The 12,839-nt window shown below is 65.2% G+C and carries 6 protein-coding genes; all 6 read left to right on the forward strand.

Going from position 1 to position 12,839, the window contains the following annotated elements:
• The first annotated feature begins 1 nt into the window (after position 1).
• Positions 2-7,234 (forward strand): beta-ketoacyl synthase N-terminal-like domain-containing protein, encoded by a 7,233-nt coding sequence (locus tag JFN91_RS08670; protein WP_199388799.1) that lies wholly within the window; start codon positions 2-4, stop codon positions 7,232-7,234.
• Between the two features lie 314 nt (positions 7,235-7,548).
• Complete coding sequence (locus JFN91_RS08675; protein WP_199388800.1) at positions 7,549-8,592, forward strand: 3-oxoacyl-ACP synthase III; 1,044 nt, start codon at positions 7,549-7,551, stop codon at positions 8,590-8,592.
• A complete protein-coding gene (locus JFN91_RS08680; RefSeq protein WP_199388801.1) occupies positions 8,589-9,491 on the forward strand; it encodes an alpha/beta fold hydrolase in 903 nt (300 codons plus the stop codon). The genes JFN91_RS08675 and JFN91_RS08680 overlap by 4 nt, the downstream gene beginning before the upstream one ends.
• 3 nt (positions 9,492-9,494) lie before the next feature.
• Positions 9,495-11,144 carry a fatty acid CoA ligase family protein gene (locus JFN91_RS08685; RefSeq protein WP_199388802.1) on the forward strand — a complete coding sequence of 550 codons (1,650 nt, stop codon included), beginning with the start codon at positions 9,495-9,497 and terminating at the stop codon, positions 11,142-11,144.
• Entirely contained in the window at positions 11,132-12,124 is a 993-nt protein-coding gene (locus tag JFN91_RS08690; protein WP_199388803.1) for an NAD-dependent epimerase/dehydratase family protein, read from the forward strand. The genes JFN91_RS08685 and JFN91_RS08690 overlap by 13 nt, the downstream gene beginning before the upstream one ends.
• Positions 12,121-12,810: a 4'-phosphopantetheinyl transferase family protein gene (locus JFN91_RS08695; protein ID WP_199388804.1), complete on the forward strand. Its 690-nt coding sequence runs from the start codon at positions 12,121-12,123 to the stop codon at positions 12,808-12,810. The genes JFN91_RS08690 and JFN91_RS08695 overlap by 4 nt, the downstream gene beginning before the upstream one ends.
• The last annotated feature ends 29 nt before the right edge of the window (positions 12,811-12,839 follow it).

The raw sequence follows: 12,839 nt of genomic DNA on the forward strand, positions 1-12,839 counted from the left end.
CATGAAGCAGCAGTCGCCTTCCGTGGCAATCGTCGGCCTGGGCGGGATCTTTCCCGACGCGCCGGAACTGACAACTTTCTGGGAAAACATCCGTAACGCCAAGAGCGCGGCGCGCGAGGTCCCGGCCGGACGCTGGGCCCTCGCGGCTGACGCCGCCTTTCATCCCGAGGCCGGCAAGCCGGACCACGTCTACTCCAAGCGTGGCTGCTTCATCGACAGCCTCCCTCCCCTGTCCTCGCTTTCCGGGCTGCAGATCGACCCGAAACTCGCCGACGGACTCGATCCCGCCTGCCACCTGCTGCTGCACGCCGGCAAGAGGGCCTTCGACAGTGCGGTCACCGCCAAGGTCGATCGCTCCCGCGTCGGCGTCATCATCGGCAACCTGGCGCTCCCCAGCGAGAAATCCGCCGAACTCTCCCGCGCCCTCCTGGGGCGGACCTTCGAGGAAAAGCTTTTAGGCCACGCCGGCAGCGACCCGATCCCCAACCCGCTCAACCGCTACGTGGCCGGCCTTCCCGCCGGTCTCCTTGCTGCCGCGCTCGGTCTCGGCGGCGGCTGTAGCACCCTGGACGCCGCCTGCGCCTCCTCGCTCTACGCGATAAAGCTCGCCTGCGACGAACTCCTTTCCGGCCGCGCCGATGCCATGCTCACCGGCGGCCTGTCCCGTCCCGATCCGCTCTATACCCAGATGGGCTTTGCCCAGTTGCGCGCCCTGTCGCGCCGCGGCATCTGCTCGCCTTTCGACGCCTCCGGCGACGGTCTGGTCGTGGGCGAAGGCGCCGGCATTTTCGTGCTGAAGCGGCTGGATGACGCCCTCGCGCACGGAGACAGGATCTACGGCGTTATCAAGGGGATCGGCCTCTCCAACGACGTGGGCGGCAGCCTACTGGCACCGATGGCCGACGGCCAGCTGCGCGCCATGCGCTCCGCCTACGAGAAGGCCGGCTGGCAGCCGCAGGACGTGGACCTGATCGAGTGCCACGCCACCGGTACCCCGGTCGGCGACGCCACAGAAGTCGGCAGCCTCAGGGAACTGTGGGGCGACGCCACCGGCAAGGGATGCGTCATCGGATCGGTAAAGTCCAACATCGGCCACCTGTTGACCGCCGCCGGTTCCGCCGCGCTGACCAAGGTGCTGCTGTCGATGGCCGAAGAAACCCTGCCGCCGACGGCAAACTTCAACCAGGCACCGGATAGCTTTCAGCTGGAAGGAAGCCCTTTCCGCGTCCTCAAAGGCGCAACCCCGTGGCAGCGCCGCGCCGAGGGTGTGCCCCGCCGTGCCGCGGTCTCCGCGTTCGGTTTCGGAGGCATCAACGCGCACCTGCTGGTCGAGGAATGGCTGCCCAGTGGCGTAGCGGCTGAACCTGAAAGCAGGGGGACAGGCACCTGGCGGAGCCAGTCCCCGGCCGTGGCGGTGGTCGGGCTCGACGCCCGCTTTGGCAAGTGGCAGGATCTGAAATCCTTCCAGTCCCGTGCGCTCGGTGGCGATACCGCTGCCAAGCCCTCCCAACCCAAGGACTGGTGGGGCGCCGAGCAAAGTGCCTGGTTTGCAGCGGAAAAGCTGAAGGACACTCCCTTCTCCGGCTTCTACCTGGACGAGTTTGCCCAACCGACCGACCAGTTCCGTATTCCGCCCAAAGAGCTGGAGGAGATGCTGCCGCAGCAGCTTCTGATGCTGCAGTCCGCCGCAGCCGCCATCAAGGATGCGGGCATGGAGCGCGGCGACAACCTGCGCGCCGGCGTCTTCGTCGGTATCGCGCTCGATCTGAATAGCACCAACTTTGCCTTCCGCTGGACCATAGCGGAAAAGGCGCAGGCATGGGCCCGTCAGCTCGGCCTGCAGCTCTCGCCTGAGGAACTGGAGCGCTGGATCGAACAACTGCGTGATCAGGCTGGCCCGGCACTTACCGCCAACCGCACCATGGGTGCCTTGGGGAGCGTGGTCGCCAGTCGCGTGGCGCGCGAATTCCGCTGCGGCGGCCCCAGCTTCACCATGTCCAGCGAGGAGAGTTCCGGCCTGCGCGCGCTTGAAACCGCGGTGCGCCAACTGCAGTCCAACGAGATCGATCGCGCCATCGTAGGTGCCGTAGACCTTGCCGGCGATTTCCGGGCGGTCATCGGCCAGCATCTGAACCGCCCCTACTCCGGCTTTGGCAGCGCCACCCCCTTCGACCAGTCCGCCGACGGCACCGTAGTCGGCGAGGGCGCAGCCACCGTGATCCTGAAGCGCCTGGAAGATGCCGAGCGAGACGGAGACCGGATCTACGCGGTAATCGGCGGTGTGGGGAGCGCCAGTGGCGAAGTCATGCTCCCTGGCGTCCCTGCCTACCGTCACGCCCTGGAACGTGCCTACGGCGAGGCGGAGGTTGCTCCCGCCGGCATCGGACTAATCGAGGCCCACGGCAGCGGCAACGCGGCCGAGGACCGGATGGAAGCCGCGGCACTTACCGAGTTCTTCGACGAGCCGGGGCCCACGGCGCAACCGAGGCGAATCCCCGTTGCCAGCGTCAAGGCCGACATCGGCCATACCGGCGCAGCTTCCGGCTTGGCCTCGCTGGTGCGTGGCTGCCTGGCGCTGTACCAGGAGATCATTCCCGGTACCCGTGCCGGTGAGCGCCCGGTGAGCCAGCTCTCCGGCAACGGCGCCCTCTTCCTGCCCAACGGGTCGCGTTACTGGCTGAGAAACCGCAGCGAAGGCGCACGCCACGCCGGTGTCAGCGTCTTCGGCGTGGACGGCAGCGTGAGCCACGTGGTGCTGCAGGGGTACGACAACGTCCCCGAGCGCGCATCGGTCGAACGGGTGGCACCGCTGGCGGGGTGGGACGAATTCCTGTTCATCATCGCGGCAAGTGATCGCCAGGAATTGGCTGAAAGCGTGCGGCAGTTGCGGGAAACGGCGGAAAAGAGGCCGGCTCCAGAGATGTCCATCCTTTCCCGACGCGTCTGCAAGGAAAGCAGCGCCTCCGGCGCACCGCTTGCGGTTTCCCTGGTGGCCCGCAGCGCCGACGAATTGGTCTCGCTGTGCCAGCAGGGAGAGCGGATCCTGCGCTCCGACGCGGCCTACGCGGAGGCGGTGCTGCACCCGTCCCAGCGCGACCGTCTCTTCTTTAACGCCAACCCCATCGGCAAAAACGGCAAGATCGGCTTCGTCTACCCCGGTTCCGGCAACCATTTCGCCGGCATGGGGCTGGAGCTGTCGGCCCGCTGGCCCGAGGTGTACCGCCGCCAGGACGCGGAAAACCTGTACCTGCGCGAGCAGTTCCAGCCGGAGCAGTTCTGGAACGGCGCGCCCATCGACAGCGTGCACGAGAACCATCTCGCCGTGATCTTCGGGCAGGTGGCCACCGGATGCGCCGTCACCGACGTGGTGCAGCGCTTCGGGATCAAACCGAACGCGGTGATCAGTTACAGCCTGGGCGAATCCGCCGGGCTCTTCGCCACCCGCACCTGGACCGAGCGCGACCTGATGCTGACCCGCATGAAGGCGTCCACCCTGTTCACCCGCGATCTTGCCGGCGAATGCCGCGCCGCCCGTGAGGCCTGGGGCGAGCCGGATGGCAAAGAGATCAACTGGAGCATCGGCGTCGTCGACGCACCCGCGCGCGAAGTGCGCCGCGCCCTCAAGAAGACCAGCCGTGTCTACCTGCTCATCGTCAACACGCCGGACGAGTGCGTCATCGGCGGCGACGTTAAGTGGGTGAAACACCTGGTGGCCATGCTCGACTGCCGCTTCTTCCCGCTGCAGGGAGTGACCACCGTGCATTGCGAGGTGGCGCGCCAGGTGGCCAACGCCTACCGCGACCTGCACGTCTTCAACACCAACCCGCCCGCCGGCGTGACCTTCTACAGCGGTGCCGCCGGCAACGCCTACCAGGTGAACCGCCGCAGCGCAGCCGAGTCGATCCTGGCCCAGGCCGTGGAAGGGATCGACTATCCCAAGGTGATCGAAGCCGCCTACGAGGAAGGGGTCCGCTACTTCATCGAGATGGGTCCCGGCGCTTCCTGCAGCCGGATGATCGGGCGCATCCTCAACAACCGTCCCCACGTGGCCCGCTCGGTCTGCCAGCCGGGTACCGACGCCAACTCCGGGCTCCTGCGTCTCTTGGCCCAGCTCAGCGCCGAGCGTGTACCGGTTGACCTGGAGCCGCTCTTCTCGAACGTGCCCGATGTCCCGGTGCTGGCATCGGTAGTGGCACCCGAGCCCAAAGGCCTTCGCTTCTCCACGGGCGGCGCACCCTTCGCGCCGGAGAGGGGACTGGCTCCGCAGGTGCCAGTCCCCCTAGCACCCACGACCGACGTCGCGCCGTTGGCTGCAGAGAGAGAACTGGCTCCGGCTGCAACCGCCGCACCGGTAATGCCCGGCGTAAATAAACCGGTAAGTACAATCGAAAAAACACCGGTAACGGCAGGCTTTACACCCGCTGCAGCTGTAACTGTCACGACTGTTAACGCACCTCTGGCTTCGGCACAGCCCACACCTATTACGGCTGCATCGGTCGCTGCGGTTGCTCCTCCTGTCGCTCAGGCGGCTGCCGCCGAGCCGGTCGGCGATCCTTTGCTGGGTGATTTTGCCCGTGCACGTGACGCCCACCAGCAGGCACACGATGCGTACCTCCGCGTGGCCAACGACCTGAGCCGCTCTATCGCTGACGCGCTGGCGCTGCAGATCTCCATTCAGGAACAGATGGTGGCTGCAGGGATCGCGGTAGAGGGGCAAATCCCCTCTGTCTCCCCTTCGCAAAGGGGAGGACGTGAGGCATCTTCTGTGGTTGAAGCTGCAGCATTCTCTCCCGTGGCAAGTCAGGCCCCAATTCACGCTTACGCTCCCACTGAGACTCAGGCTCAGGTCCCGGCTCCAGCCCCCTACCCTGGCGCGCTGCCGGCGCTGTACGACTACGACATGTGCCTGGAGTTCGCTATCGGGTCGGTGGCCAAGATGCTTGGTCCGGAGTTCGCCGGGGCGGATAGCTACCCGACCAGGGTGAGGCTCCCGGACGTGCCGCTGCAGCTCGTGCACCGCATCGTGGCGCTCGAGGGCGAGCCGAAATCGATGACCAGCGGCCGCGTGGTCACCCAACACGACGTCCATCCCGGCGCCTGGTACCTGGACGGCGGCCGCATCCCGACCTGCATCGCGGTAGAGGCGGGCCAGGCCGACCTGTTCCTGTCCGGCTACCTCGGCATCGATTTCATCACCAAGGGACTCGCCGTGTACCGGCTCCTGGACGCCGTGGTGACCTTCCACCGCGAGCTTCCTGCGCCGGGCGAGACCATCAACTACGACATCCGCATCGAGCGCTTCTTCAGGCAGGGCGAGACCTACCTGTTCCGCTTCCACTTTGAGGCGACCGTGAACGGAGAGCCGCTTCTCTCCATGCGCAACGGCTGCGCTGGCTTCTTCTCTCAAGAAGAGCTCGATGCCGGCAAGGGGATCGTACGCGGCGCCATTGACCTGCGTCCCCGCACTGGCAAGCTGCCGACTGACTGGCAGTACCTGGTCCCCATGCAGCCCGCCTCTTACGACGCACGCCAGTTGGACGCTCTGCGCCGCGGCGATCTGGCCGGGTGCTTCGGCCCGCTCTTCGCCGGTCTGCCGATCCAGCGGCCGCTCACCATCCCCGGCGGCAGGATGGAACTGGTGCACCGCGTCATGGAACTGGTCCCCGACGGCGGGCGCTGCGGCCTCGGCTTCATTCGCGCCGAAGCGGACATCCATCCCGACGACTGGTTCATCACCTGCCACTTCGTCGATGACCGCGTCATGCCCGGCACGCTCATGTACGAGTGCTGCATGCACACGCTGCGCATCTTCCTGCTGCGCCTTGGTTGGGTCGCCGAGGCCGACGGTGCCGCCTGGCAGCCGGTCCCCGGCGTCGCCAGCCAACTCTGCTGCCGCGGCCAGGTTCTGGAGACCACCAAGGTGGTCACCTACGAGGTCACCGTGCGCGAGCTGGGGTACCGCCCGGAACCGTACGCGATCGTCGATGCTCTCATGTACGCCGACGGCAAGCCCATCGTCGAAATCACCAATATGTCCGCGCGTCTGACCGGCACCACTCGTGAAGCACTGCTTCAGTTGTGGCAGACCAAAGGCTTGCAATCGCTCAACTTTGCCCCCGCTGCAGTGCAGGCGCCTGCCTACGATCAGAAGCCGGCCATCTACACCAAGCAGCAGATCCTGGCCTACAGCAACGGCAATCCTTCCGAAGGGTTCGGCGACCGTTACAAGGTCTTCGACAGTGAGCGGAAGATCGCCCGCCTCCCCGGCCCGCCGTTCCAGTTCATGGATCGCGTCACCGGCATCAAGGGCGAACCGTGGCAAATGGTGCCTGGCGCCATGGCCGAGGCGCAGTACGACATCCCGGTGGACGAGTGGTACTTCGCCGCCGACCGCCAGCCGCGCATGCCCTTCGCCGTGCTCTTGGAAGCAGCCCTCCAGCCCTGCGGTTGGCTGGCGGCCTACGTCGGCTCCGCGCTTACCAGCCCGACCGACATATCCTTCCGCAACCTCGGCGGCACGGCGATCCAGCATCGCCCTGTTACGCCGGGCAGCGGCACCCTGACCGCCACCGCGACCCTTACCAAGGCGGCCACCAGTGGCGGGATGATCATCCAGGAGTTCGACTTCTCCGTTGCCGACCGTCATGGCGTGCTGTACGAAGGCGAGACCATGTTCGGTTTCTTCGCCAAGGAGGCGCTGGCCAACCAGGTGGGAATCAGGGAAGCGGCTCCCTACATCCCAAGTGCCGAGGAAGCCGGTCGCGGCCGTTCCCTCCCCTACCCCGAGCAGCGTCCCTTCCCGGACAAGATGCTACGGATGATTGACAGGATCGACCTCTACGTCGCCGATGGCGGGCCGGCAGGCCTTGGCTATATCAGGGGGACCAAGACGGTCGTAGGCGAGGACTGGTACTTCAAGGCGCACTTCTATGAGGATCCGGTGACGCCGGGATCGTTGGGGCTGGAATCGTTCCTGCAGTTGATGAAGTTTGCCGCCGTCGAGCGCTGGGGCTGGAACGAAGGGGACACCGTCGTCGCCGTAGCCCTGGAGCGCAAGCACCGCTGGCTCTATCGCGGCCAGGTCGTGCCGACCAACAAGGAAGTCACCGTATTAGCCTGGATCACCGCCGTGGACGACGCCAACTGCGTCCTCACCGCCGCAGGCTTCCTGTACGTCGACGGCCGGGCCATCTACCAGATGAACGACTTCACCGTGCAGGTGGAGAGGGGCTAAAACCGGTTCTACGTTCTACGTTCTAGGTTCTAGGTTCTAGGTTCTAGGTTCTAGGTTCTAGGTTGCGATAACTGGACAATGCTGCCCACAAAGCGCTGCACCAGCCCTAACGTCCCCCCCTTTGCGAAGGGGGGACAGGGGGGATTTCCCTCCCCCACAAAACCAAATCCCCCTAAATCCCCCTTCGCAAAGGGGGACTTTCGCCACCGGGGCAACCATTTATTTTTTTCTCTGTGCCCTCCGTGGACCTCCGTGTCCCCTGTGGTCATGCTTTTCGCTTCCATGTTTTCAGCTTCAGTTTCTTAAGGTGATTGATGAAGTATTCCAAGGTATATATCGAGTCTTTCGGTTACGAACTCGCTCCGGTGGTGGTTACCTCGGACGAGCTCGAGGCGCGGCTGGAGCCGCTTTACAAGACGCTGCACTTCACACCGGGACAGCTGCAGGCCCTGACCGGCATCCGTGAACGGCGCTGGTGGGAGCCTGGTTTTCAGCTCTCCAAGGGCGCCATCGCAGCCGGTAAAAAGGCGCTGGCAGCGGCGGGCATTTCCCCCAACGAGATCGGCGCCCTGCTCTACACCGGCGTCTGCCGCGAACGCTTCGAGCCGGCTACCGCCTGCCGCGTCGCCGCCGGCCTGGGCGTCTCGGGCAACGCTGCCATCTACGACCTCTCCAACGCCTGCCTGGGCGTCCTGAACGGGATCCTGGAAGTCGCTAACCGCATCGAGTTGGGGCAGATCCGAGCGGGCCTGGTGGTCTCCTGCGAGAGCGCGCGCGACATCAACGACGTCATGATCGCCAAGATGCTGGAAGACCGCAGCATGGAGAACTTCGCCAGTTCGCTCGCCACCCTCACCGGCGGCTCGGGTGCGGTCGCGGTGCTCCTCACCGACGGCTCCTTCTCTAAATCGGGCCGCAGAAGGCTGCGCGGCGGCATCGCCCAGGCGGCCCCGGAACACCACGGGCTCTGCCTCTGGGGCATGACCCCGGACGGCAAGGGTGGCTACGAGCAGTCCATGAGTACCGATGCCGTCAGCGTCATGAACTACGGTGTGGAACTGGGACGCCGCACCTGGGACGATTTCCTGCCGGAGGTGGGCTGGAGGGAGACCGACGTGGACCGCGTCATCTGCCACCAGGTCGGGAGCGCGCACCAAAGCGCCATCCTGAAAACGCTCGGCATCTCGCTGCACAAGGATTTCACCAGCTACGAGTTCCTGGGCAACATGGGAACCGTGTCGCTGCCGCTGACTGCCGCCCTTGCCGACGAGCGGGAAGTGCTTTCCGCCGGTGATCGGGTCGCCCTCCTGGGCATCGGAAGCGGACTCAATTGCCTCATGCTGGGAGTGGACTGGTGAGAGACGAAGTGAAAAAATATTATCCCTTCACCGGCTGCACCCTCGACCTTGACGGTCTCGCCTACCACTATCTCGACGAGGGGACCGGCGCGCCGGTGGTCATGGTGCATGGTAACCCATCCTGGTCCTTCTATTACCGCAACCTGGTGCTGGCGCTGCGCGACAACTACCGCTGCATCGTGCCGGACCACATCGGCTGCGGTTTCTCCGAAAAGCCCGGCGACGACCGCTACGACTACACCCTCTCGCGCCGCATCGACGACCTGGAGCGCCTGATCGACTCGCTCGATCTGCAGGGGAAGATCACCCTGGTGGTGCACGACTGGGGCGGGATGATCGGCATGGGGTACGCGAGTCGCCACCCGGAAAGAATCGGCCGCATCGTGGTCCTCAATACCGCCGCGTTCCATCTCCCCAAGGAGAAGACCTTCCCGCTGGGGCTTAAGATCTGCCGCGACACCATGCTCGGCACCCTGCTGGTGCGCGGTTTCAACGCCTTCAGCGTCGGCGCCTCCATCGTCGGCTGCAAGAAGAACCCGATGTCGCAGGAACTGATGCAGGCCTACCGCGCCCCCTACGACTCCTGGCAGAACCGTATTGCCACGCTCCGTTTCGTGCAGGACATCCCGCTTGCCCCCGGCGACCGCGGCTACGACCTCGTGAGCGAGATCGCCAACGGGCTCGATCGCTTCCGCGACCTCCCCATGGCCATCTTCTGGGGCGAACTCGACTTCGTCTTCGATACCACCTTCCTGGCCGAATGGCAGCGCCGCTTCCCCAAGGCGCAGGTGAAGAGCTACCCCGACGCCGGCCATTACATCCTCGAAGACATGAAAGAGGAAGTGGTGCCGATGATCGTCCAATTTATGCAGCAGACCGAGACCCGGGAGACTGCCTGACCGATGGCCGAGACCGAATTCGTCAACATTGCCGCACACCTGCCGGAGATGGCCCGGCGCCAGCCGGACACCAGGGCGATCATCTTCCCCAAGGGGAAGCGGAGCCTCACCTTCTCCGAGCTGAACAGCCTGAGCGACAAGATTGCGCGCGGGCTGATAGCCAACGGCATCCGCAGCGGCGTGCGCACCGTGCTCATGGTCACGCCGAGCCCGGAGTTCTTCGCCCTCACCTTCGCCCTCTTCAAGGTGGGCGCCGTGCCGGTCCTCATCGATCCGGGGCTGGGCATCAAGAACCTGAAACAATGCTTTTCCGAGGCGGAACCGCACGCATTCATCGGCATCCCCAAGGCACATATCGCCCGCAAGCTCTTTAGCTGGGGCAAGGAGAGCATCCGCACCTGCGTCACCGTCGGCCCACGCCTGTTCTGGGAAGGGACCACCCTGGCGAAGATCATCGCGGAACAGCAGGACGATACCCCCTTCACCCTCGCCCCGACGCAAAAGGACGACGTCGCAGCCATCCTCTTCACCAGCGGCAGCACCGGCATCCCCAAGGGCGCCATCTACAGCCACGGCAACTTCTCCGCGCAGGTGCAGGCGCTCAAGGAGGTGTACGGCATCGAGCCGGGTGAGATCGATCTCCCAACCTTCCCGCTCTTCGCCCTGTTCGCCCCGGCCTTGGGCATGACCGCCGTTATCCCGGAGATGGACTTCACCCGGCCCGGCTCGGTAGATCCCAAAAAGATCGTGGGACCGATCAACGAGTACGGCGTGACCACCATGTTCGGTTCCCCCGCGCTCATCAACCGTGTGGGGCGCTACGGCGTCGAGCACGGCGTGAAACTGCCGACACTGCGCCGCGCCATCTCGGCCGGTGCGCCGGTCCCGGCTTCCGTCCTGGAGCGGTTCACCAGCCTCCTGAACCCGGGCGTGCAGGTCTTTACCCCCTACGGTGCCACCGAGGCGCTCCCGGTCTGCTCCATCGGCAGCACCGAGATCCTGCAGGAAACCCGCATGATAACCGATGCCGGCGGCGGGGTCTGCGTCGGCCGCCCCGTGAAAGGGATCCGCTTGGAGATCATCCAGATCACCGACAACCCCATCTATGGCTGGGATGACGAATTGCGCGTCCCGACAGGCAAGATCGGCGAGATCGTGGTACAGGGGGAGCAGGTGACCCGCGGCTACTACAACCGCCCGGAATCCGACCACCTCTCGAAGATCATCGACGCGGCAACCGGCTCCTTCTTTCACCGCATGGGTGACCTGGGCGGCATGGACGAAGAAGGCCGCGTCTGGTTCTGCGGCCGCAAGTCCCATCGCGTCGAGACCGAGGCGGGTCCCCTCTACACCATCCCCTGTGAGGCCGTCTTCAATACCCATCCGGCCGTGTTCCGCAGCGCCCTCGTCGGCGTCGGCGAGCCGGGAGCACTTACGCCGGTGATCTGCATCGAGTTGGAGAAGGACGTCAAGGTCGACCAGGAGCAGATCCGCAAGGAGCTGAAAACGCTGGCTGAAGAGCATATTCACACCAGGTCCGTCGAGACCATCCTGTTCCATCCCGCCTTCCCGGTGGACATCCGGCACAACGCCAAGATCTTCAGGGAAAAGCTGGCGGTCTGGGCAGCGGAGAGCCTGAAATGCGCGCGCTAGTCACCGGAGGGGGCGGCTTTCTCGGTTCGGCCATCGTCAGGCAGTTGCGCGCCCGCGGCGACGAGGTGGTCAGTTTCTCGCGCGGCGACTACCCGGAACTTGCCGCGCTGGGTGTCGAGCAGCGTCGCGGCGACCTCTCCGACCTGAACGCGGTGGTCGAGGCGGCCAAAGAGTGTGACATCGTCTTCCACGTGGCCGCCAAGGCCGGCATCTGGGGCGATTTCCAGGAGTATTACCTGGCCAACGTGGTCGGCACGGAGAACGTAATCGCCACCTGCCGCATCCTCGGCATCAGGCGCCTGGTCTACACCGGTTCGCCGAGCGTGGTCTTCGACGGCTCCGACGTGGAGGGTGGCGACGAGTCGCTCCCCTACCCCGCCCATTTCCATGCCCCCTATCCGCACACCAAGGCGCTGGCCGAAAAGGCCGTCCTCGCCGCCAACTCGCGCATCCTCTCCACCGTCTCTCTGCGCCCGCACCTGATCTGGGGACCCAACGACAACCACCTGGTACCCCGCATCGTCGCCAAGGGGCGCGCCGGGGCCTTGAGGCGCATCGGCACCCGTACCTGCCTGGTCGACACGGTCTACGTGGAAAACGCCGCCGAGGCGCACCTGAACGCGGCGGACCGCCTCGCAGTCGATGCCCCGCTGGCCGGCAAGGCGTACTTCATCTCCAACGGAGAGCCGATTGCGCTGTGGGACATGGTGAACGCCATCCTGGATGCCGCCGACGTCGCGCCGGTTAACCGCACCATTCCTGCCGGTGTGGCCTACGCCGCCGGCGTTGCCTGCGAAGTGGCCTGGAAAACGCTGAGGCTTCCCGGTGAACCTCCCATGACCCGCTTTGTCGCCAAGGAACTCGCCACCTCCCATTGGTTCGACATCTCCGCCGCCCGCAGGGATCTCGGCTATGCGCCGCGCATTTCGACGCAGGAAGGGTTGAGGCTGCTGAAAGCGTCTTTCGAGGCAGCGACATGATTGCGGTTCCCGGGCTGGAGTCGGTACGCGCGCATTTCCAGCTCGAACCGCTGCAGCGCCCGGACTACGACAAGGAGCGTCTGGTTGGCTTTTTAAGCGAAGACGAACTGCGGCGCGGGGCAAGGCTGTTCGATCCTGACAAACGTGAGCAGTTCCTTGTCGGGCGCGGTCTGGTGAGGGAGATTCTGGCTGGCCTTGTCGGGGAGGAGCCTTCTAAGCTGGTGATCCTAGATGGTGAGTTCGGGAAGCCGCATCTTGCGCCTCGACACGGAGCAGATGAACTACGCTTCAACGCCTCCCATTCCGGAGGACTGCTGTTGGTAGCGGTGTGTTACGGAGCGGAGATAGGCGTCGATCTGGAAGAGATACGGCAGGACCTGGCGTTTCGCCCCATGGCGGAGCGCTATTTTTCTGTGCGGGAGCGTGAAGAGTTGTTTCGGTTGGACCCGCGGCAGCAGTTGGAAGCCTTTTACCGTTGCTGGACCAGGAAAGAAGCCTACATGAAAGCCACCGGCAGCGGTTTTTCCCAACCCTCCACCGGCTTCGACGTGACGCTGCGCCCAGGTGAACCGGCCGCCCTCCTGGGGCACGATGCCGAGCCCGCCGAGCTTGGTCGCTGGCGCCTCGTAGACCTGCCGGTTCCCGCCGGTTATTGCGCAGCCTTGGCCGTGAGCTCCTCCCCCTGAGGGGGGAGGTTGGGAGGGGGGACCTACCA

Origin of the sequence: Geomonas anaerohicana (genome assembly GCF_016458305.1) — a bacterium.
Classification (GTDB): domain Bacteria; phylum Desulfobacterota; class Desulfuromonadia; order Geobacterales; family Geobacteraceae; genus Geomonas; species Geomonas anaerohicana.

Coding starts and splice junctions, on each gene's coding strand:
- JFN91_RS08695 (WP_199388804.1), top strand. CDS start 12,121: ATGATTGCGGTTCCCGGGCTGGAGTCGGTACGCGCGCATTTCCAGCTC.
- JFN91_RS08675 (WP_199388800.1), top strand. CDS start 7,549: ATGAAGTATTCCAAGGTATATATCGAGTCTTTCGGTTACGAACTCGCT.
- JFN91_RS08685 (WP_199388802.1), top strand. CDS start 9,495: ATGGCCGAGACCGAATTCGTCAACATTGCCGCACACCTGCCGGAGATG.
- JFN91_RS08690 (WP_199388803.1), top strand. CDS start 11,132: ATGCGCGCGCTAGTCACCGGAGGGGGCGGCTTTCTCGGTTCGGCCATC.
- JFN91_RS08670 (WP_199388799.1), top strand. CDS start 2: ATGAAGCAGCAGTCGCCTTCCGTGGCAATCGTCGGCCTGGGCGGGATC.